The sequence below is a fragment of the Psychrobacillus sp. NEAU-3TGS genome (assembly GCF_029955155.1).
GTDB lineage: Bacteria > Bacillota > Bacilli > Bacillales_A > Planococcaceae > Psychrobacillus.
Genome location: NZ_JAPNOZ010000012.1, coordinates 118,840 through 141,343 on the forward strand (window position 1 = coordinate 118,840; position 22,504 = coordinate 141,343).

20 protein-coding genes, 3 pseudogenes and 1 other annotated feature (1 of these 24 cut by a window edge) are annotated in these 22,504 nt (G+C 36.0%); of the genes and pseudogenes, 16 read left to right on the forward strand and 7 right to left on the reverse strand.

Translation table 11 applies throughout. The features are described from left to right. The first annotated feature begins 159 nt into the window (after positions 1–159). From OR571_RS16820 to OR571_RS16830, 3 genes and pseudogenes are all read left to right on the forward strand, one after another. The gene (locus tag OR571_RS16820; protein ID WP_282244426.1) at positions 160–657 is read left to right on the forward strand and encodes a DinB family protein; all 498 of its coding nucleotides are present in this window, start codon (positions 160–162) and stop codon (positions 655–657) included. 237 nt (positions 658–894) lie between these two features. Then, a pseudogene (locus OR571_RS16825) lies at positions 895–1,784 on the forward strand (PhzF family phenazine biosynthesis isomerase). Positions 1,785–2,467: 683 nt separating this feature from the next. After that, a pseudogene (locus tag OR571_RS16830) lies at positions 2,468–2,947 on the forward strand (hypothetical protein); the annotation flags it as partial. 774 nt (positions 2,948–3,721) lie between these two features. On the opposite strand, the gene OR571_RS16835 reads toward OR571_RS16830, so the two are convergent. Continuing rightward, positions 3,722–5,359 (reverse strand): helix-turn-helix domain-containing protein, encoded by a 1,638-nt coding sequence (locus tag OR571_RS16835; RefSeq protein WP_282244428.1) that lies wholly within the window; start codon positions 5,357–5,359, stop codon positions 3,722–3,724. An 8-nt stretch (positions 5,360–5,367) separates the two neighbouring features. Next, positions 5,368–5,772: a hypothetical protein gene (locus OR571_RS16840; RefSeq protein ID WP_282244430.1), complete on the reverse strand. Its 405-nt coding sequence runs from the start codon at positions 5,770–5,772 to the stop codon at positions 5,368–5,370. Positions 5,773–5,909: 137 nt separating this feature from the next. On the opposite strand from OR571_RS16840, the pseudogene OR571_RS16850 reads away from it, so the two are divergent. From OR571_RS16850 to OR571_RS16860, 3 genes and pseudogenes are all read left to right on the forward strand, one after another. Beyond that, positions 5,910–7,138, forward strand: a pseudogene (locus tag OR571_RS16850) (MFS transporter). A gap of 12 nt (positions 7,139–7,150) precedes the next feature. Further along, the gene (locus OR571_RS16855) at positions 7,151–8,596 is read left to right on the forward strand and encodes a M20 family metallopeptidase (protein ID WP_282244436.1); all 1,446 of its coding nucleotides are present in this window, start codon (positions 7,151–7,153) and stop codon (positions 8,594–8,596) included. Between the two features lie 675 nt (positions 8,597–9,271). Next, the gene (locus OR571_RS16860; RefSeq protein ID WP_282244438.1) at positions 9,272–10,762 is read left to right on the forward strand and encodes an MFS transporter; all 1,491 of its coding nucleotides are present in this window, start codon (positions 9,272–9,274) and stop codon (positions 10,760–10,762) included. Between the two features lie 173 nt (positions 10,763–10,935). Here the strand turns inward: OR571_RS16860 and OR571_RS16865 are convergent, their stop codons facing one another. The 3 genes from OR571_RS16865 to prli42 form a co-directional block, all read right to left on the reverse strand. After that, positions 10,936–12,051 (reverse strand): DUF4179 domain-containing protein, encoded by a 1,116-nt coding sequence (locus tag OR571_RS16865; protein ID WP_282244439.1) that lies wholly within the window; start codon positions 12,049–12,051, stop codon positions 10,936–10,938. A 3-nt stretch (positions 12,052–12,054) separates the two neighbouring features. Then, the gene (locus OR571_RS16870; RefSeq protein WP_282244440.1) at positions 12,055–12,591 is read right to left on the reverse strand and encodes a sigma-70 family RNA polymerase sigma factor; all 537 of its coding nucleotides are present in this window, start codon (positions 12,589–12,591) and stop codon (positions 12,055–12,057) included. A gap of 389 nt (positions 12,592–12,980) precedes the next feature. Next, on the reverse strand, positions 12,981–13,223 hold the full coding sequence (gene prli42, locus OR571_RS22805) for a stressosome-associated protein Prli42 (protein WP_348775057.1): 243 nt from the start codon (positions 13,221–13,223) through the stop codon (positions 12,981–12,983). On the opposite strand from prli42, the gene mce reads away from it, so the two are divergent. The 10 genes from mce (at position 13,206) to rnz (ending at position 21,351) form a co-directional block, all read left to right on the forward strand. Then, the gene (gene mce, locus OR571_RS16880; RefSeq protein ID WP_282244441.1) at positions 13,206–13,616 is read left to right on the forward strand and encodes a methylmalonyl-CoA epimerase; all 411 of its coding nucleotides are present in this window, start codon (positions 13,206–13,208) and stop codon (positions 13,614–13,616) included. The genes prli42 and mce overlap by 18 nt on opposite strands. Before the next feature lie 4 nt (positions 13,617–13,620). Next, the gene (locus OR571_RS16885) at positions 13,621–15,168 is read left to right on the forward strand and encodes an acyl-CoA carboxylase subunit beta (RefSeq protein ID WP_282244442.1); all 1,548 of its coding nucleotides are present in this window, start codon (positions 13,621–13,623) and stop codon (positions 15,166–15,168) included. A gap of 16 nt (positions 15,169–15,184) precedes the next feature. Beyond that, complete coding sequence (locus OR571_RS16890; protein ID WP_481900408.1) at positions 15,185–16,297, forward strand: M20/M25/M40 family metallo-hydrolase; 1,113 nt, start codon at positions 15,185–15,187, stop codon at positions 16,295–16,297. Between the two features lie 22 nt (positions 16,298–16,319). Then, on the forward strand, positions 16,320–16,805 hold the full coding sequence (locus tag OR571_RS16895; protein WP_142540571.1) for a chemotaxis protein CheW: 486 nt from the start codon (positions 16,320–16,322) through the stop codon (positions 16,803–16,805). A gap of 196 nt (positions 16,806–17,001) precedes the next feature. Continuing rightward, positions 17,002–18,237, forward strand: coding sequence for a DNA polymerase IV (locus OR571_RS16900; protein ID WP_282244444.1), 1,236 nt, complete (start codon positions 17,002–17,004; stop codon positions 18,235–18,237). A gap of 93 nt (positions 18,238–18,330) precedes the next feature. Beyond that, positions 18,331–18,657, forward strand: coding sequence for a metal-sensing transcriptional repressor (locus tag OR571_RS16905; RefSeq protein WP_282244445.1), 327 nt, complete (start codon positions 18,331–18,333; stop codon positions 18,655–18,657). A gap of 17 nt (positions 18,658–18,674) precedes the next feature. After that, positions 18,675–18,881, forward strand: a complete 207-nt coding sequence (gene copZ / locus OR571_RS16910) for a copper chaperone CopZ (protein ID WP_282244446.1) — start codon at positions 18,675–18,677, stop codon at positions 18,879–18,881. A 188-nt stretch (positions 18,882–19,069) separates the two neighbouring features. Beyond that, positions 19,070–19,654, forward strand: a complete 585-nt coding sequence (locus tag OR571_RS16915) for a YdhK family protein (protein WP_282244447.1) — start codon at positions 19,070–19,072, stop codon at positions 19,652–19,654. 173 nt (positions 19,655–19,827) lie between these two features. Further along, a complete protein-coding gene (locus OR571_RS16920) occupies positions 19,828–20,154 on the forward strand; it encodes a four-helix bundle copper-binding protein (RefSeq protein ID WP_282244448.1) in 327 nt (108 codons plus the stop codon). A 249-nt stretch (positions 20,155–20,403) separates the two neighbouring features. After that, on the forward strand, positions 20,404–21,351 hold the full coding sequence (rnz, locus tag OR571_RS16925) for a ribonuclease Z (protein WP_282246266.1): 948 nt from the start codon (positions 20,404–20,406) through the stop codon (positions 21,349–21,351). Positions 21,352–21,367: 16 nt separating this feature from the next. Here rnz and OR571_RS16930 read toward each other — a convergent pair whose 3' ends face one another. Both OR571_RS16930 and proC read right to left on the reverse strand, forming a co-directional pair. Then, on the reverse strand, positions 21,368–21,523 hold the full coding sequence (locus OR571_RS16930) for a hypothetical protein (RefSeq protein ID WP_282244449.1): 156 nt from the start codon (positions 21,521–21,523) through the stop codon (positions 21,368–21,370). A 76-nt stretch (positions 21,524–21,599) separates the two neighbouring features. Then, the gene (gene proC / locus OR571_RS16935) at positions 21,600–22,412 is read right to left on the reverse strand and encodes a pyrroline-5-carboxylate reductase (RefSeq protein ID WP_282244450.1); all 813 of its coding nucleotides are present in this window, start codon (positions 22,410–22,412) and stop codon (positions 21,600–21,602) included. Between the two features lie 49 nt (positions 22,413–22,461). Beyond that, positions 22,462–22,504, reverse strand: a binding site (T-box leader) (it continues 172 nt past the right edge of the window).

Here is a 22,504-nt window from a genome sequence, read left to right on the forward strand (position 1 = left end):
TAACCTTTTTTGAAAAAAAATTATAGTTTTCTTATTGAAATAACGAGTGCTTTACTTTAAAAATGAGTAAAGCATTTTTTCTTATTGAACTAAAGACACAGGTTTGTGTTTAAAACGAATATTTTAGATTTAATTTAACGATAACAAAGGAGTATTTTGGTGAGTGTTAATAAACTGCTTATTACTTTCAAGAGTGATCTTTACAATTATTCATTGCAGCAATTAAGATATATCTCGGAAGAAGGGGTTTGGTCTATTGGACAGATGTATGACCATTTAATTCTTGTTGCTCATGAGTATCTTGATAATATGGAAACATGTGCTACATTGAATGTGGAACAACCACTTGGGAAGACTCAGTTTGGCGAGCAATTATTTAGGAACGGAGGGTTTCCACCTATTAAAATACGATTACCAAATGAACTAAATTCTCCACCAAATAATTCAGACAGCAAGGAAGACCTAATTAGCAGGATGGATCTGTTAATTCAAAGATTAAGCCAATGGGAATCGAAAGTAGATTATATTAACCCAAATAATAAAATTAAACATGGGGGTTTCGGCTGGCTGAATGCTAGGGAATGGTATAATTTAGTTGAAATGCATTTTCGTCATCACTTGCGTCAAAAAGATGAGTTGGAAAGTTATATAATATAGGTGGAAGTTACTTCATAAATTGGATGCACTTCTTTAACTAACGGGTGCTTTAGAAAAATATGGCCATCATTTCGATGGTCTATTTTTATGTCCAAAACATTAAGTAGATCTCAGATATACATTATGAATGATACACTTTAACTAAGGGGCAGTTTAGTTGCACAAGAAATTAATAATGAATGGTAAAATGTTAAGGAATTCTAAATTGACCAATTGGAGGAATGATTTGTAAAGTCGATAAAGGTTTATCATTATGATGCGTTTAGTAAAGTACCTAACCAGGGAAATCCTGCCGGAGTATTGTTAAATGGTGATGAATTGACTGATGCAGAAATGCAAGAAATTGCTTTCAGAGTAGGCTTTAATGAGACTGCTTTTCCAGTTAAATCGAATGTAGCGGACCTTAGAATACGATTTTTTACACCCGGGCATGAAATGAATTTATGTGGTCATGCAACAATGGCATCAGTTTATGCTTTAAAAAGTAAAGGGTTATTAGGAGAAAAACAAAGTTAACAATTGAAACAAACGCTGGAATTCTACCGATTATAATTAACACTCCCGTTGATAGTGAAATATTTATAACAATGAAACAGGCATCACCTCAATTCAAGGAATTTACAGGTTCTAAAGAAGATTTAGCCAACTCAATAGGACTAAAAGAATCAGACCTTCATGCTGATTTACCGATACTCTTTGGAAGTACAGGTATTTGGACACTTCTAATACCGATAAAACAACTTGATACTTTTAAAAAAATGGAACCAAATAATAAACAGTTTCCTGAAATTTTAAAGGAAATGCCTAAATCATCAGTACATCCTTTTTGTTTGGAAACCTATGATTCTAATGCAGATATGCATGCTAGACACTTCTCCTCACCATACTCAAGTACCATTGAAGACGCAGTTACTGGTACAGCTTCTGGGGTAATGGGTGCATTTTATGCTAAATACATAAATAACAATTTTAAATAACGGTTAAATATAGTAGTTGACCAAGGTCACGAAATTGAAAAAGATGGTCGGGTAATGGTACAAGTTTCTAAGAATGAAGATAAATATGATATAGAGATTACTGGAAATGCAGTTTATGTTAAAGAATTCGATGTTTTATTAGAAAACTAATAGTTTGTGAAAAAGTGTACTTAAACAAAATAGGCAGGGTAGTTAAATAAGAGAAGCGGAGATGGAATATCGTATTTGATAAAAGTTGAACCAAGAGGTCATTTTTTGTTTCTACTTCCTATTATAATCGCAATACTGTTCATAATGATTCAAGCGGAGATAAGTAAAAAGGGATTTATTAAGAGTAGTTTTATAATAGCTCTTCTTTTTACGTTTATAATAATAGCTTTTTTTCAAACATCCAACCTATTAGTAATGATGTTATTAGTCTGTGTAAGTCTATGGTTAATGTTTATCGGGGCATTTGCAATGGGTTAATAGACATACAATGACAGTATTTTGGATTGTGGAGATTTCATCACCTTTACTGAATATACAAAAGAAGGGGTTTAATCGAGATTGTGAAGCAATGTACTTAAACTAACGGGTGTTATAGCGAAGATCATAAGGTTGCTTAGGCAACTTTTTTCTTATTGAATTAACGGTGCAGGTTAGTTCAATAAGAACCTGCTTCGGTATTAATCCCATCTCATATTTCTTTATAATCATATATTAAAAAAATGATAGGATGAATAAATGTCAAAAAAGGGAAGATAGTTAGAGTGAAAATAAATAGAGGTTGTCCGTCGGTTAGTAAAACTAAATGTTTTCCTCCTTTGCCTCCAGAGGCCCCTTGTTTGAGTCTTTGTGACTGTTGTGTCTCTCCACTTCAGTCCGTCTTACAACAACTTGTTGGGGAAACTGTAATCCTTGGCACGATTGCAGACGCCGTGGGAATTCCTCTCTTTTTCCAATACGAAATTGTTGAAGTAAATGATTTTTTAGTTACTATTACAGGTGTAGAAGGAACTTTTGTGGTAAATATTTCAGATGTGACAGGAGTAGGATTTTTGCCAACAGGACCTACTATTAATTTGTTAGCTCCTGTTAATTCCGGATGTGATTGTGATTGTCGTGAACGACCAATAAGACAAGTGCTAGATACATTTATCGGTTCTACAGTGAATCTTTTAGCAATTAATGGTTCTATTTCACCAGATTTTAGCGTGGAACAAACAGGTCTTGGTATTGTGGTAGGTACTCTACCTCTAGGTATGGGTCCTGATACAATCGCTCGATTTGCAATTTCAACTTGCAAAATTACGGCTGTCAGAACTAATTGAAGAAGGAATGATGTTAATAACAAATATTTAGTGAAAAAGTAGTTATTAATAATTAGTAGTTTTATTCTTTAACTAACGGGTGCCTTAGCTAATCAGACCATCATTTGATGTTCTATTTTATTTCCGAAATATCAAGTAGATCTCGGAAATCCTTTGTGAAATGATACAATCAAACCAAAGCGGCAGTTTAGTATAAAATATCGAAGAGGTTATACTATAAAAAGAGTATTGTAAAAACGATGGTGTATTCGGTTTCGGGGATTTTGATTTTAAAGAAGATAACTTTGATTTTCTACATGAATTAAGTAACTTATAAAAAAAAGGTTTTGTGATCTGAATTTTAAAGATATAGAGGGTATTTATTCATTAAAATCTGAAGGTAAGATGAAATCATCGAAGCAGCTTGCCAGTGATTGGAATCGTTAATGACATATGGAAGCAGTAAAATAGCATTTGTATTTAGCGTTTTTCTTGGCTTACAGAAGAATGGATGAACGTTCGGATAAAAGTTGTCCTTTACTAAAATGACGTTACCCCATTAGTTAATGAAGTTAGTATCGGTGGGGCAGGTTGGTCGTAGTTTTCGGATAGTGAAGGCTGAAGAGTATGGCTACGTCCAAAAGAAAGTCGTTCTAATAGTTATGTGCAAAGAAAAATCAAAAAAAGATTTCACTTCGAGTAAGTAAACGAACTATTGTTTACTTACTCGCTTCGTTAGTTGAAATCTGTTGGTTTCTGTTCTCTAATAGAAAGGCTCTATTTTAGAGCATTAACTCAACGTGATATCGAAAATCTTAAATAACATGCAAGCTGAAGTTTTAAAATGTCTTCAGTATTTGAGAATGAAATTTGAAGCTTTTCTTCGATCCTTTTTAGTCTTTGATATAAAGTATTAACATGGATATGCAAAAGTTTGGCTGTTTGTGTAGCTTGGCGATTGTTTTCTATATAGGTAACCAAGGTTTGTTCCAAATCCAAAGTATTATCCCTATCAGTTTGAAGAGGATTAAATACTTCATTAATAAAAGAGTTCAAGTCATCGATCGGTTGTTGAATAAATAAACGATTAATACCAATATCTCGATAATTTATAATGGTTTTAAGTTGCCTTGAAATAAGAAAGGAAAGTGCTTTCTCCGCTTCCGAGTAACCTTTTGCTATATTATCCATACTTGGATAGCAAGAACCGACTCCTATTTTAAGTAATTCATCATGCACTTGAAACCAGTTGGAATGAATTAGTTTTAGTTTGTTTTTTACATAGTCTTCATCTGCAATATTATTGAATTGGCTAACTATCGTTACTTTATTTCCATAACCAAAAACGATTGAAACGTATATTCCTAAATGTTTTGTTATTTGTGTAATTAGACTGTGCATTTGCATATTCAAAAAATGAAAATCTGAATGAGGATGTAAATGAATAATTATGGACATGTAATAAGAATGAGACGCAATTCCAAGCTCATTGGCCTTACTACGTATCAGATTATATTCTCGGCACTGAATAAAATCATTAAATAAATCATTTGTTTTTTGATAATATGAATCTACTAGAGATTGTCTTCTAATAATTTCCAATGCAATCACGGAACTTGCCTGTTCAATAATCATCTTATTTAAAGGAAAAAGATCATCTTGCTCCATTTCTACTATCATTATTCCAATAGGAACATCAATAGCAATAATAGGATAAATATATAATGATTTGTCGTTTAAAGACTCCATTTTAGTAAAAGAAGGTTCTGATTGTAGTTTTGTATTTATTTTTATCGACTCAATAGGAGTTTCCAATTCCCAGGTTGTCGGATTTGAATATAGTTGATTATCAGTTAAGTCTATTATCATTAATGGACGGTTGATCATCTTTCCAATTTCATGTGCGATTTTCTTTAATCCTTTACTTTGAAGAGACATTTTTATTAGGCTATTGTGTATTATATCTCGTTGAAGTAAAAGATCATTATGTTTTTTTAGAGTTTGATAGAGCCTCGAGTTTCTTAATGCGATAGAAACCTGATCAGAAAAACTTTCCAACAATTGTTGATCATCTTTAGTTAAAAGAGGAGAAGGACCACTCTGATAGACAATTAAAACACACAAAGTATGATTCTCCACCATTATAGGAACTGAAATAATAGTCTGTAAATCTTTAAATTGGATAGAATTATACAGATAAAAAAGGTTATCTGGTGAAATATTAGATGATTCCGAAAGGACGTCCTCTATATTTGTAAGAATAAAGGACTTGTTATCCTTAAAGGTTTTACCAATAATCCCTTCTCCCACCTTCATCCGCATTTTTTTGATTTCTTCACTAGGTCCACCTGTCCATGCTTTAGGAAATAGGGCATCTAGGTTTGGTTCATACATCCAAAGTACTCCCATATCCGCTGCAGTAATAACAGACAAAGCGTTTTCTAATATTTTTTTAATAAATCATCTAAATCTTCCAGTATGGATATATCACGAATGCTTTCCATCACTTTATTCCTAATATATTTTTCTCTATCTAGCATTACTTGCAAGTAATGTAAATCTATGATCATTTTAAGCTCTCGCATGCTCTCCTTCTTTAATACCGAAGACTCGCTAAGTCTGAAGACAATACTTGTATGATTGGGATAATCATAGTAAATATCAGTGTAATTTTCATAGGTATGTATTTTTTCATCGGAAAATCTCCTTGGTGTAGGAGTCTCTTTGTCAAAATGATTAGAGAGAACAAGAGAAAAATCCAATCCTTTTATACCTTGCCACAATTGAAAATGGGTAAGGCAACAGTCATCGATTAAAAATCGTTTAATTTTCAGCAAGGTTTCCACTTTTTTTCAACCTCCACAAGGACTATGTAGAACTCAACATAAATTATGTGATTATTATATAGGAACAAACATTGTTTGAATAGTACAAATTTTTTATACTCAAATAGAATTCAATAAATTTCGTAAGGAGGGACGAAATGGAGTCCAAGTTATTAAAGAACTGGAAGTATGTCATTATCATCTTACTTTTTTTAGGATGGTCAATTGGAAACTTTGATCGCTTTTTTATGAACTATGCGATTTTGGATATTTCAAAGGATCTCCAATTGAGCACTTCCCAGACAGGGATTGTGTTAAGCAGTTTTTTGCCGGCTATGCCATAATGCAGATTCCAGGCGGGTGGCTGGCCGATCGTTTTGGTTTCCGAAAGATTATTATTATAGCCGTATTTGCTTGGTCCGTTTTCACAATTTTGTCGGGAATGGCATGGTCCTTCATGTCCTTAATCCTTATTCGATTTCTTTTTGGACTTGGAGAAGGTAGCTTTTTTCCAGCAGCTTCAAAAGGTATAGCTAGTTGGTTTCCGCAAAACGAACGAAGTCGTGCCATTTCATTTATGCTTACTTCAGGAACTATTATGGGGGTAATAACACCAATAATTGGTACCCAGTCCATGCAAGATATCGGTTGGAGAACGATTTTCTATATTGCCGGTGCCATCGGGATTATATTTACCTTGTTGTACTTCTTTTTCTTAAAAGAGGGGAAAGGTTTGGCTATAACAAGCAATGAAAACCCTTCCAAAAGTAAAGTATCTTTGAAAGACGTTTTAAAAACTCCGATTATATGGAATTTGTTTATTGCCTATTTCGCCATTTACGCAGTCCAATGGGGGCTAATGGCATGGATGCCGACCTATTTAGTTGAGGTGCGCCATCTTGACTTAACATCTGTTGGGTATATTTCAGCTATTCCAGCGATTGCAGGAATTATTGCAATGCTTGCAAGCGGCTATGTTTTAGATAAATTACCTAAAGGGAAAGACAAGGTGATTGCAGCCATATTTGCAGTATTAATTGCTGTTTTTCTATATTTAATGGCATATGCGCCAAACATAATGATGTTTGCTGTTTATCAAAGTCTTGTTACCGTATTCATGTCATTTAATATAATTTTAATTATTTCTGCACCATTAAAAATGTTATCAGAAGAGGTTGTAGGAACTGCAAATGGGTTCATTAATACCGGTGCCCAATTTGCTGGTGTCCTTACTCCGATGTTAATAGGATTTTTAGTAGAAGCTTTCGACGGTTCTTATACAGTAGCTTTTATTATGCTCATTATGTTTGCATTATTGTGTGCTGGATCATTATTTTTAATTCGCCCTAAGAAAGAGGTTCCTTCTTTCGAAAATCTTGTAAGTTAGGAGATGTAATAAGTGACTAATCTATCAGAAGAAATTTCAAATTTAATAGACAAGAAGCGTACTTTATTTACACAGCTAAGTGATCAAATATGGGAGTTTGCAGAAACCAGATTTGAGGAATTCCGTTCAGCTGATCTGCTTTGCGAAGCATTGGAAAAGGAAGGGTTTGCTGTGAAAAGGGGAGTAGCAGGTCTTGAAACAGGCTTTATCGCTTCATATGGATCGGGTCATCCGATTATTGCTATTCTCGGTGAATATGATGCCTTGGCTGGTCTAAGCCAACAAGCGCATAGTGATAAGTTTGAACCTATTGTTAAAAATGGAAATGGTCATGGCTGCGGGCATAATTTGCTAGGGGTAGGTTCATTAGCAGCGGCAGTTGCAGTTAAGGAGTACATGAAGGAACATAAGCTTGCTGGAACTGTACAATTTTTCGGCTGTCCCGCAGAAGAAAGTGGATACGGGAAAGCATTTATGGCAAGAGATGGCTATTTTAAAGACGTTGATGCTGCCTTCTCATGGCATCCTTCGACAATGAATGCTGTGATGCACTCCACTGCTAATGCCGTCATCCACGCACACTTCAAATTTAAAGGAAGAAGTGCACATGCTGCAGCAGCTCCCCATTTGGGTAGAAGTGCTTTAGATGCTGTCGAGCTAATGAATGTTGGAGTGAATTATATGAGAGAGCATATCGTGGATGAGGCACGTGTTCATTATGCGGTAACAAACACAGGCGGAATGGCTCCAAACGTAGTTCAAGCAGATGCTGAAGTGACCTATTTAATCCGTGCGCCTAAACCAGATCAAGTAAGGGACCTGTACGATCGAGTAGCAGATTGTGCCCGTGGTGCAGCACTTATGACACAAACAAAATTAGATTTTGAAATTCAAGGTTCGTGTCATAACTTAATTCCCAACTTGACGCTTGAGAAAGTAATGCACGAGCATATGCAACAATTAGGTTTTCCCGCTGTGAGTGAAAACGATATAAAGTTTACACAAGCTATTTATGAAACATTGACTGAGGAGGAAAAGCATACTGCAGCATTGCAGAGTGGTAAAAAGATGGCTGTCCAATTAGCGGAACGACCAATTGCTGACTTTGTTGTTCCTTTTTCAGAGAAAGAAACATTTATGGGAGGTTCAACCGATGTAGCCGATGTTAGCTGGAATGTTCCTACCGCGCAATGTGTAACTTCTACATGGGCATTTGGAACCCCGTTTCATACTTGGCAGGCTGTGGCACAAGGTAAAACAGAATATGCCCATGATGCCATGTTATTAGCTGGAAAAGCAATAGCGTGTACGGCTATTACGGCCCTCCAAAAACCAGACTTACTTGAAAATGCTAAGAAAGAGCTAGCAGAAAGATTGGATGGAGAAACTTATACAGCCCTAATTCCAAAAGAGCTTACTCCAATGCAATACAAACAAAAGGAATATCAAACAATTTGAGGGTAGAAGCGTATTTAATAAAGTAAAAATGAACGATTCATTTTAAGCTTTGAGGCGGAAGCAGTAGAGTTAGTTGTAAAATCAGGAAATTTAGTTGTAATTTCGAAGGATTTAGTTGTAAAAACTGTTGGTTTAGTTGTAAAAGGATAAAATATCCAATAAATCTATCTGTTTTCCCTTCCAATAATGAGCTTTTAAGTGGAAACTGTAGAGATAGTTGTAAAAAAGGGAGTTTTAGTTGTAATTTCGAAGGATTTAGTTGTAAAAACTGTTGGTTTAGTTGTAAAAGGATAAAATATCCAATTGATCCATCTGTTTTCCCTTCCAATAATGAGCTTTAAGGCGGAAGCAGTAGAGTTAGTTGTAAAATCGGGAGTTTTACTGTTAGCCATCTCATAAATAAATAGGAACAGGCTAGAGCATAACTAGCTTCAGATATAGAAAAAAGAGAAATTGAGGCCACTCAATTTCTCTTTTTTCTTTATTACACGTTTAGCCTTCAAGAATTCAAAAATTTTATATACAACGGAGGTGGAGGAATGATGAAGAAGATAAGAGGAGAATTTAGGATATAAATTGACTAAGTTTGTTAAAAAAATTAATAAGAAGACATAAATAAATTACATTTGGATAGTTTAAGACTAAGATCAATTAATCAACAAGGAGGCTTTTCGATTGGATGATAATAACAATCATAAGAGGCCAAAATTAAAAAGAAAATCGAAACCAAAGTTGAAAAAAGAAGAAATTACCATTGTTGACACAAATACCGCACGCAAAGCTGTCTTTGCAACTGCTGTTGGGAATGGGATGGAATGGTTTGATTTTGGAATTTACTCGTATCTAGCTGTAACAATTGGACAAGTATTTTTTCCCGAAGTAAGTGGACCCATGCAATTAGTATTTGCTTTTGCAACATTTGCAGTTGCCTTTATTGCTCGACCTATAGGTGGAATTTTCTTTGGGATGCTTGGAGACCGTTTAGGCCGTAAAAAAGTCTTAGCCATTACCTTGATCATGATGGCCCTGGCCACGTTAAGTATTGGCTTAATCCCAGGTCATGCATCTATAGGTTATACTGCCACCGTGCTTTTACTTATTGCTCGTCTCATTCAAGGTTTTTCAGCGGGTGGAGAATATTCGGGTGCTATGACGTTTATTGCTGAATCCACACCTGATAAAAAAAGAGGTTTTATGTCAAGTGGTCTTGAGGTTGGTACCTTAGTCGGCTATATCGCAGGAGCAGGTCTTGTTACGGCACTTACCTATATTTTAGGAGAGGAAACAATGTTAGAATGGGGTTGGCGTATTCCTTTTTTCTTATCGGCCCCTATCGGTTTAATTGGATTTTATTTGCGAAATAATTTAGAAGAAACACCTGCATTTGAGGCAATGAAGGAAAGTAAAACGGAAGATGATGATAATAAATCCGTAAAGCATATTTTACAGTTCCATTGGAGAGCAATACTTATCGGTATGTTTGTTGTTTTCTTTTATATAGTTGTAAACTATATTGTTTTATCCTATATGCCATCTCATTTAACTGCTGTTCTTGGTTATGGAGAAGCAGAAGGACTTTTATTAATTGTTATTGTAATGGTTATTATGATTCCGATTGTTCTATTAATGGGCTATTTTAGTGATCGTATTGGAGCAAAGAAGGTAATTCAAGGCGGTTTAATCGGGTTGATTCTTTTGAGTATACCTGCGTTTAATTTAATCGGTAGTGGAAATACTGTCCTTGTATTTTTAGGATTGATGATTCTTGGAATATTTTCTGCTTCTTTCCAGGGGACGATGCCAGCGTTATTACCTTCTCTATTTTTTACGAATGTTCGAAATGGGGCATTGGCGATTACCTTTAATATTTCTGCATCGTTATTCGGAGGTACAACACCTTTACTTGTATCTTGGTTAATTAGCAAGACGGCGAATGAAATGGTACCTGCCTACTATGCGATACTTGCATCTATGGTCGGTCTTGTTGTGGTAACCATCTTTCTAAAAGATACTTCAGGAAAAGCTCTTCGAGGTTCACCGCCAGCGGTTGAAGAGAAAGCTGAAATAAAAGAGATTTTAGAAGAACCAGAAGAAGCGTTATGGTGGCACGAAGAAAAGAAAGAAATTGAAGAACGTATTGAAGATAGTTCAGAAGATGGCAAGTAAATTTAAAAAATGAATGGTTTTTTTTATTAAATTTAAGAAGATGACAATCATATACTAGAAGTAAGGGCCATTTTTGCTACTTTATTAATGAGAAGATGTAGATATGAATAATTTCTTATATCTTATAAAGGTCTACCTAGTTTCTTTGCATGGTAGACCCTTATGAGAAAATTTTAGTTTTTATTTATTGGAACTTGAATGGATTCAATGGTATAAGGTTCCATAACTGGTACGAGGGGACCTTCCCCTTTTGAATTAGGATTATCTACTTTCATCACATGCACGATTGGTGTTATCGTAAGAGTGGTTGCTGCCTCGTCGAAAACAGTTGTCGTAATCCTTGGATAACTTTTGTGGTTAACATCAAAATCAGTACTGTGACCAGTATCACGGTAATGAACATAGTTATATTCTTTTCCTAAATTATCGGATATCAAGTATTCGATTTGGACGCCTCTCATTTCTTCCTCCTCTTGTGAAACTAGTCGTTCGTTCACTAGTTCCGACAGATAGACGGTAGAAGAAATGGGAGTTTGCGTTAATTTCGTTAATTCAACTTCAATTCCTTCATCTTCGGTGGAAAATTCATTAGCAGCATATTTTTTTGTTTTATTATCTAACTTGTTTAATGAAAATTGAAAAGTCCAGTCTCCGAACGTTTCTTGTTCAACATTATTTAAATTACGTACAGAATCACCTGCCCATGTAACTTTAATAGCATCTGGTTTAGTTCCTTTGAGTAATTGATAGATATATACTACAGCGTATTCATGGTCACTTATTTTTTCTACTATAAAGTTATGGCCAAACCCATTATATTCATACTGATCTCCAAATTCATCTACAACCATGTTCCCTTCTAAAACAGGTCTCTCGCCCAAATCCTCTTCACTCGTTATCGTATAAGCAATTGTTATATTTTCTCCATCATATACTGCATTATTTGCTGTAATACTAATTCCATTACTTTCTTCTGTTATCCCTATATCGGTTGAATACTCGTCATATTCCTCAAAAACATAGTATTCATTGTTACTCAATAATTCAAATATGTTACTAATAATTGGTAGCTTTGCGGCCAATGCTGGAAATGTAAGACTAATTGTTAAACTAGTAATGACGATAAAGGAGGCTGCAGCTAATAAGAAATAATTTTTCTTTTTTTTCTTTGTTAATATTTTATTAAATATTTTCTTTTGAATGCGTTTTTGTTCTAGTGCGGAAAGTGGCTTTTCTTCAGATTCACTTACGTTTAACTTTACATTATTTAACTCTTTAAAAATAGACAATTTTCACACCCCATCCTTCAATAAAAGAGTTTTCAACTTTTTTCTGCCTCGAGATAGTTTATTATGCACCCACGATTGCTTTACGTTGTATTCCTCAGCAATTTCATTGGATGGAACACCTTCCACATAATATTTTTCAAAGATCGCTCGTTCCGTATCGCTCAATTCACTTAAAATAGCGGATAAATCGATTCCACTCGGTTTGAGCGTTGATTGATGATAGACATGTTCATCAAACTCAAACTTACTGACTTGTCGCTTTGTTTTTTCCGTTTTACGTATATAGTCAATAGCTCGGTATTTGGCAATTGCAGCAATCCATTGCTTGAACTCATTTTTTCTAGAATCAAATGAATCAATATGGAACCATATTGAAGTGATTACATCTGCCAAGCATTCTTCTGTATCTTGTTGATTGCCTTTTAAGTATTTTCGAATAATACTATTTAGCAGACCACCATAATTCTGAATAAGATAAGGAATAGTCTGTTCATTTTTTAAGATTATTTGTTGTACAACGTTTTCATCCGTTATCTTCACTTCAACCTCTCCCTGTTTGTTTTTGGGTACCCTGCCTATTAATACGTATATAAAATAAGAAACCTATCAAATGAAAAATATTAGAACAAGAGCCTGTTGTAATATTTTTTACATTACAATCACTAAATTGTGATAGAGCTCTGTGCTCTGAAATTTGGTATTTATATCTATATTACATTTTAAAATAGAAGAATTAGTATCAGTGAGCGTGAGTACGAGAAAATAGAATAAAATTAAATACTGGAAGATTTTTTAATTAGCAGTATTGGATTATAGGAAAGATAGAGTATTGAAGGAATGTGAAGGTTATTTGTTTGATTAAAGAAAAAGAATTAATTGGGACGACAAAAAACAGCAGAAGCATATAAGCTTCCGCTGTTTTTTGTTTCTTATTGTAAGACGAAGCTTAATCCAAATAAGAGTGAAGACATTATCATTACAAAAATCATTAGATATACAACAATTTTACGGAATTTTTGATTGCTCATGAAATTCTCTCCTTTAGTATGTACTACCATTTTAACAAAAACGAAAAAAATCACAAGAGGTAGCGAATTTTTTTGGAAATATGTACAATAGAATAGAGAATAGTCAAACAGTAAGGGGGCAAAGGGATGGAAAAGGTCGATCATATTGGAATTGCAGTAAAAAGTATAGAAGATTCGCTTCCATATTACACAGAAACATTAGGATTGAAACTAATACATATTGAAGAAGTTCCTTCTGAAAAAGTGAGAGTTGCTTTTATTGATAGTGGCAATGTAAAACTCGAATTACTTCAGCCAATCGATGAATCGAGTGCTGTTCATTCTTTCATTGAAAAAAAAGGTGAAGGTATACATCATGTTGCCTTTGGTGTATCAAATATTCAAGAACGTTTAGACGATCTGAAAGAAAAAGGGGTAAGACTCATTCAAGAAACTCCAAAAATTGGGGCGGGTGGAGCACAAGTTGCATTCATTCATCCTAAAGCATCTGGCGGGGTTTTATATGAGCTTTGTGATAAAACAGGGGGAGTGAAGTAAACTAATGGATATTTATGAGAAAATCAATGATTTATATGACCGTAAGCGTAAAATCGAATTAGGTGGCGGAGACAAACGTATCGAGAAGCAACACGAAAAAGGGAAGCTGACTGCTCGTGAACGAATAGCATTACTAGTTGATAAAGATTCATTTGTAGAGTTAAATCCGTTTATCCAGCATCGTACGGTTGACTTTGGGATGGACAAGCAAGAAGGACCTGGTGACGGGGTGGTCACTGGATATGGGAAAGTAAATGGTCGGCCAATTTATCTATTTTCCCAGGATTTCACGGTATTTGGAGGAGCCCTTGGAGAAATGCATGCGCAAAAAATAGCGAATGTAATGGATTTGGCCGCTAAAAATGGTGCACCATTTATCGGGCTAAATGATTCTGGTGGTGCTCGTATTCAAGAAGGGGTTGTGTCTCTAGATGGATACGGACAAATTTTTTATCGAAATGCGATTTACTCTGGTGTTATCCCACAGATTTCCGTTATTTTAGGACCGTGTGCTGGTGGTGCGGTATATTCACCTGCTATTACAGATTTTGTTTTTATGACAGATGAAACAAGTCAAATGTTCATAACTGGACCAAAAGTGATTGAAACAGTAACCGGAGAAAAAATTTCTGCAGAAGATTTAGGTGGATCAAAAGTACATAACTCGATTAGTGGAAATGCTCATTTCCGTGGTAAAACAGAAGAAGAAGTATTAGAGAGTGTACGTTTACTACTGAGCTATCTACCGCAAAGCTTTGAAGAAAAACCTACCATTTCAGATGTGGCACCAGAAAATGATGATCGACCAGATTTAGCAGACATTGTGCCATTTGAAGCTGTTCGTCCGTATGATATTCGAAAAGTGATTGAGCAAGTAGTGGATAGAGAATCTTTTTTAGAGGTACAAAAGGAATTTGCTAAAAATATTGTCATCGGTTTAGCCCGCATTAAAGGTGAAGTTGTTGGTCTCGTTTGTAACCAGCCTAAAGTAATGGCAGGTGGACTGGATATCGATTCAAGTGATAAAGCCGCTCGCTTCATTCGTTTTTGTGATTCCTTTAATATTCCAATCATTACATTTGAAGATGTGACCGGATTCTTCCCAGGTATTAAGCAAGAGCACGGAGGCATTATTCGTCATGGGGCAAAGATTTTATTTGCCTATTCGGAAGCAACTGTTCCTAAAATGACTGTTATTTTGCGTAAAGCATACGGCGGGGCTTATGTAGCGCTAAACTCCAAATCAATAGGGGCGGATGTAGTGTATGCATGGCCAAATGCGGAAATTGCAGTAATGGGACCACAAGGGGCTGCAAACATTATTTTTGCGAGAGAAATCGCAAATAGCGAAGAACCTGAAAAAGTTCGGGCAGAAAAAATCGAAGAATACCGTGAAAAATTTGCAAACCCTTATGTAGCAGCTTCTATGGGGATGGTAGACGATGTAATCGATCCTCGTGAAACACGTATTAAGTTAATACAAGCATTAGAGATGATGCGCAACAAAAAAGAAACAAGACCAAACAAAAAACATGGAAATATTCCATTATAAAAGGAGTCTTCATAAAGTGAACCGTTTAATAGAAGAATTTTTTGAGTTAGTAAAAATAGATTCGGAAACAAAGCATGAGGAAGTAATCGCGCCTATTTTAATGCGTAAATTAGAGCAAATAGGCTTTTCTGTTATCCAAGACGATTCTGCAAAACGAACTGGACATGGTGCAGGTAATCTAATCGCCACTTTAAAAGGAAATAAGGCAGATGCAGATGCGATTTATTTCACCGTTCATATGGATACGGTTGTACCTGGTAAAGGAATACAACCTATTTTAAAAGAAGACGGTTATATTTATTCGGATGGAACGACTATTTTAGGAGCAGATGATAAAGCGGGTATTGCCGCGTTATTTGAAGCTATTCGTCGTTTAGACGAACAAGAGGTATCTCATGGGGATATTCAGGTCGTGATTACAGCCGGTGAAGAAAGTGGCTTAGTTGGAGCAAAAGAATTAGATTCTACATTATTAACAGCAAAATATGGCTATGCAATTGACAGTGACGGAACAGTTGGTGGGATTGTGACGGCAGCTCCATTTCAATCTAAACTATGGACGACGATTACTGGAAAAACGGCGCATGCAGGAGTAGCACCTGAAAAAGGAATTTCTGCTATTACATTAGCTTCTAAAGCAATTTCTGCGATGAAGCTAGGACGAATTGACGGAGAAACGACCGCAAATATCGGACGGTTTGAAGGTGGACAAGCTACAAATATTGTATGCGATGAAGTGCATATTTTATCGGAAGCGCGTTCAATCAATAAAGAAAAATTAGATGCTCAAGTAGCTCATATGGTTGCTACCTTCGCAGAAACAGCTGAAAAACTAGGCGGCATGGCTAAAACAGAAACTGAATTAATGTATCCTGGTTTTCATTTTGAAGAAGATCATGAAGTAGTACAAGTAGCGAAAAAAGCGGTTGAAAAAATTGGCCGTACTGCCGATATAAAAAGAAGCGGCGGAGGCAGTGATGCAAATGTTATTGCCGGATTTGGAATTCCAACGGTTATCTTATCCGTTGGCTATGAGGAAATTCATACGACAAATGAACGCATGCCGGTAGAAGAGCTCGAAAAATTAGCTGATTTACTTGTAGAGATTGTAAAAGTAGCAGCAGAATAACGTATACAGGAGGCGCAGACTATTGTCTAGTGAAAAAGTAGTTGTTTTTCAATGTGGAAATGAAGAATATGCGGTTCCAATTGAACACGTCGTATCTATTGAAAAGCTTGAACAAGTAAACCCAATCCCACATTTGCCGAATTATTTAATTGGTTTAATGAAAATTCGCGGTGAACTCATGCCGATTATCGACTTTGAGGAAATCTTATATCATCGGAGTGGAGTAAACTTTGAAAATGCTCGTGTGGTGACGATGCATACACAAGATATGTCCCTCGGAATTTTAGTAAAAGAAGCAAAAGAGATTCTCGATATTGCAACAGAAGACTTAAAGCAAATTGGTTTAGTAAATTACACCAAGACCCAATATTTTACTGCGGTCGCGAATTTAGAAAACCGAATGATTACAATCGTCGATCCGTCTATTTTAGTACGTTCTTTAGAAGGAATTAAGGATATCCAATCGTATTTAGAAAATATGAAGAAGGAAGAAATAGGTAGCTTATAAAAGCTATCTATTTTTATTTGTTTGGGGAATTATGGAATTTTAAATATGTGATTAACTTTTTTCTTGTAGCAGAAGGAGCGTCATGTTTTACTTTCCGCAAAAAACAGCCAAGGGCAAATGGAGCAACTCATCTCTCGATGGCTCAAATATCGTTATTATTGCTATAATAAAATAATGTAAAGTGGAGGTGAGACACGTGTCGCGTAAGGCGAGAATTATTTTTCATCTAGATATGAATAGTTTTTATGCTTCTGTCGAGCAGGCACACGATCCTTCTCTGAAAGGGAAAGCAATTGCAGTTGCGGGCGATCCGAAACAAAGACGTGGAATTTTAGTCACTTGTTCATACGAGGCCCGTGCTAAAGGCGTGTATACGACAATGTCTGTTTGGGAAGCGAAACGAAAATGTCCGGAATTAATTTTATTACCACCAAATTTTGAACGCTACCGAGCTGCATCTAAAGCAATGTTTGATATATTACGTTCATATACGCCACTTGTGGAACCGGTGTCGATTGACGAAGGGTATATGGACGTGAGCGATATAGAGATGGGACAAGATGCGATTGCTTTTGCAGAATCCATTCAACAGCGAATCGTTCGGGAGCTGGATTTACCAAGTTCTATTGGAATTGCGCCCAATAAATTTTTGGCAAAAACTGCATCGAATATGAAAAAGCCAATGGGTATTACGATCTTGCGTAAACGAGAGGTTGCGGAAAAGCTTTGGCCGCTACCTGTAATCGAAATGCATGGTGTCGGAGAGAGCACTTCTAAAAAGTTTGCTGAAGTTGGTATCCACACAATTGGAGACTTGGCGAATGCGACTCCTAGTCTTTTAAAAGAAAAGCTTGGCAAAATAGGGATTCGACTTTCTGAGCGAGCAAATGGAATAGACAATCGAGTGGTGGATCCAGAAGCAGTTTTCGATACAAAAAGTGTTGGAAATTCTACAACCCTTCCTTATGATGTAACGGACGTGGAAGAAATTGAAAAGGTTTTAAGATTACTTTCTAAAAAAGTAGCATCTCGATTAGATTCAAAAAACCTGGCGGGACGTTCTATTACGATTCATATTCGAGATGCCAATTGGAAAAATAAAACGAGAAGTAAAACAGTGACGAATCGACTTTATGAAGAAAAAGAAATATACGAGCTTGCGACAACCTTGTTCCATACTACCTGGAAAGAGGAGCCAATCAGATTACTTGGTGTTACGGTTAACAATGTATACGACAAAGGAGAATCGGTGGAGCAGCTATCCATTTTTAACTTTGAACAGCATGCAAAAGAAGAGCCCATTTTGAAACTTGTCGAACAGTTACAAACTAAGTTCGGAAAAGATACGATTAAACGGGGAATAAAAGTAAAAAAGAAAGCCTCGTTGGAATCTAAAACGAGCTTTAGTAAAGATTTTCTCGACGATCATTAATACTAAATCTTTCAATAACAAAACATACAGTTATCACTTTACATACCCCATAAGGGTACTATATGATAGAAATAGGGATAGGAGGTTGAATCCTTGGATAATGTAAAAGAAGAACATACTATCGAATCCAATGCATCGTGTCGGAAAAGTCATCACCCTGAACAGGTAAAAAAAGATTTAACAAATCGATTAAATCGGATAGAGGGTCAAATTCGTGGCATTAAAGGGATGGTTGATAAAGACGTCTATTGTGACGATATTATAACTCAGCTTTCCGCAACTCAATCCGCTTTAAATAGCGTCGCAAAAGTCCTGTTACAAGGACATTTAAAAGGCTGTGTAGTAGATAGATTCGCTGAAGGTGACGACGAAGTGCTGGATGAATTATTAGTAACAATACAAAAACTAATGAGAAAATAAAAGGAGTAACGATATAGATGGAAAACGTAACATTAAATGTACAAGGAATGTCTTGTGGTCATTGTGTCAATGCTGTAGAAAGTAACGTAGGTAAACTAGATGGAGTGGAGCTAGTAAAAGTTCATTTAGATGCAGGTAAAGTTGATGTTTCATTTGATAACGAAAAAGTAACAGTAGCTAAGATTAAAGAGACGATAGACGATCAAGGATATGATGTAGATTAATTCAGTAAGAGTGCTGTATTAGCACTCTCTTTCTTACAACAATATATACCCCTATCCCGTATGACAAAGAAATTTGCAAGCTTAGTATCTTGGGCGGACAAGTTTTTCCTCATTCTAGTGTATACATGTAACAAGCTAACGCAATGTAAGTTAGTGAATATATCAAAGTTGAAGGGCGAGTGATAAAGATGAAAAAACAAATTATGCTAGGAGTTGTATGTTTGGCTGCAATATTTACACTGACAGCTTGTGCAGATGATAAAAGCGAAACGGATTCCAACGAAAATATGAATAGTAGTACAAGCAAAGAAGAAAGCGAGAACACGGATCACTCGATGATGGATCATTCTAGTTCAGGGGAAGTTCCAGAAGGTTTGAAAGTCGCAGAAAATCCAACTTACCCAGTAGGAAGTCAAGCCATTATCGAAACGGACCATATGCACGGAATGAAAGGGGCAGAAGCAACAATTGTAGGTGCGTATGATACAACTGTCTATACAGTTTCCTATACCCCGACTACAGGTGGAGAAAAAGTTACTAATCATAAATGGGTTATTCATGAAGAGATCAAGGATGCTGGTGATGAAGCCTTAAAACCAGGATCAAAAGTAACGATAGAAGCTAACCATATGGAAGGGATGCAAGGTGCAACTGCTGAATTAGACTCAGCAGAAAAAACAACGGTTTATATGGTTGATTACACATCAACAACTGATGGAGAAAAGGTGACCAATCATAAATGGGTTACTGAAAGTGAACTGTCATCTAAATAAGTGTGTTTTCGGATTTGTGAGTGGCCTAAGGTGCTGTCTTCTATGGACAGCACTTTTTTTATAAGACTCACATCAATACATGTTATTGACTTCTTTATTTTAGTTTAAACCAATACTTATAGGGAAAATAAATAAATATTAAATCAATAATTAAAATAGCAGGAGGAGTTTTGATGAACCTAAAATATGAAGAATGTATTAAAGCTTGCTTAGAGTGTCTAAAGTCTTGTAATACATGTTTTGATGCATGTTTACAGGAAGGTGATGTAAAAATGATGGCAGAATGCATCCGATTAGATCGTGCATGTGTGGATATTTGTGCCTTTGCAATACAAGCTATGACTTCAAATAATCCATTTGTTAAGGAAATTTGCCAACTTTGCGCGGAAATCTGTGATCGCTGTGCAGAAGAATGTTCTAAGCATGACCATGAACATTGTCAAAATTGTGCGGAGGCATGCCGTAAATGTGCGGAAGTATGTCGTGAGATGAGTTTATAATAGGAAAAGAGTAATTTAATTGAGGCTATTGTCAATCTAAAGTGACTTTGACAGTAGCCTTAAATAATTTTTAACGACAAATTAAAAGTGAACTTATATTTTAAAAGAATTTGTTATTACTACCTATTTTTCATACGGTAATCTGTTGCAAGACATGTTCCGAAAAGGTAGTATTAAATGAATTAAAGTAAAAAGAAAGCCTAGAATTCAAAGTTGGCTTTTTGGTTGATGACGAAAGCAGGTGAACAGATGCAATTATTATTTTTAGGGACAGGTGCAGGAATGCCTTCCAAGCAACGAAATACTACTGCCACTGTATTAAAATTACTCGATGAGCGGGGAACATTTTGGATGTTTGACTGTGGAGAGGCAACACAACATCAAATATTACATACTACTTTAAAACCGCGTAAATTAGAGAAATTGTTTATCACACATTTACATGGAGACCATATATACGGACTGCCTGGTTTGCTTGGTTCTCGTTCTTTTTTAGGTGGGGATGAACCCCTGACGATTTATGGACCAGCTGGTATTAAAGCTTGGATTGAAGTAACACTTGCTACATCGAAAACACATATTAAATATGCACTGAATATTGAGGAAATCGAAGAAGGTATTATTTTTGAAGATGATCAATTCATTGTAGAAGCAAAATTTCTTGAACATGTTATTCCTTGCTTTGGGTACAAAGTGACACAAAAAGCACTGCCTCCAGAATTATTGATTGAAAAAACGGATGCACTTGATGTTCCAAGAGGTCCTTTGCTAAGACAATTAAAAGAAGGTTATGACGTAGAGTTAGCAGATGGTCGAATCGTTAAGAGTTCCGAAGTAACAGGGGAACCAAAAGATGGATTCCAAGTAACTATATTAGGCGATACAAAATTTTGCGAGAGCTCAATTTTACTGAGTAAGAGATCAGATATTGTCGTACATGAAGGAACGTTTGACCAAGAAACGGCTGAACTAGCAGGTTTATACGGACATTCTACTATAATAGATGCAGCAAATGTGTGTAAAGAAGCTGAGGCCAAGCACTTGATTGTCAATCATATAAGTGCAAGATTTATGCCATCCGACATAAAAAACATGATTGCCCAGGTAGCACATTATGAGTTTCCCATTTACGTAGCGGAGGACTTTGCTGAATATGATTGGTCAAATGGGTTATTAAAGAAGATTCCGAGGGAGTAGTACCACTCGGGATCTTTTATTTTTTTTCTAAGATAACTAAACTTAACGTAGCAACTGGTCCGATAATAAGGGATAAAAGAAACCAATTTAATCCGCTTCTGTTTTTTCCTTGTGCTATGCCTGCATTAATAAGGGCAAGGGTACCCCAACCGACAAAGTATGAATTATCCATACAATCATACACACCTTTCTAGTTGTTTGGTTGCTATTGAATGCCACTTGGTCTCCCTTAAACAGTTTTTACATGTTTACTCATACTGTTTGCCAAGAACACGCGATTTGTTTTGTGCAGCGTCAATACAAGCAAATATTGCTTCATTTACTTTATGCTGAACTAGCTGTTCAACGCCAGCTTCTGTTGTGCCCCCTGGACTTGTAACTTTTCTTCGAAGTTCGGAAGGCTCGACATCGCCTTTTTTCAACATTTGTGCTGCTCCCTCCATCGTTTGGATAAACAGTTGACGGGCATCTGCTGAAGTCAAACCATGTTGCACAGCTGCTGCTTCAAACTGCTCTGCAAAATAATATAAGTAAGCAGGACCGCTTCCAGCAAGTGCCGTCACAACATGTAAATCTTCCTCTTCTACTACTTTAACTGAGCCAATTGCTTCTAGAATATGGATAATTTCAAGCTTCGAATCTTGTGATACGAGTGCATTCCAACATACTGCAGAAGCACTTAATCCAACTGCCGCAGATGTATTTGGCATTACACGTGCTATTGGTCGTTCTCCTAAATGAGATGTGATAGTTTGAATAGACACACCTGCAATAACAGAGATAATCACCGCTTCTTTGTTTATATAAGGAGCGATTCCATTGCATGCTTCTATTGCGTCTTTTGGTTTCATTGCCAAAACGACAATATCTGCTTCCGTTAATGCTTTTTTCTCTTCACAAACAATCCGGACGTTATACGAACGTTTCAAATGTTCTAGCTGTTCCATATCTGATTTATTCATCACATGAATATGTGTAGGTGAAACTTTCTCCTCTTTCGTCAAGCCATTAATAATTGCCTCAGCCATTGCTCCTGCTCCAACAAATACGATCTTCGACATGTACAATCCACTCCTTTTAGTCATATAAAAAAGCGCTTCCGTCCCTATAAATAAGGACGAAAACGCTTGTCTCCGCGGTACCACCTAAATTT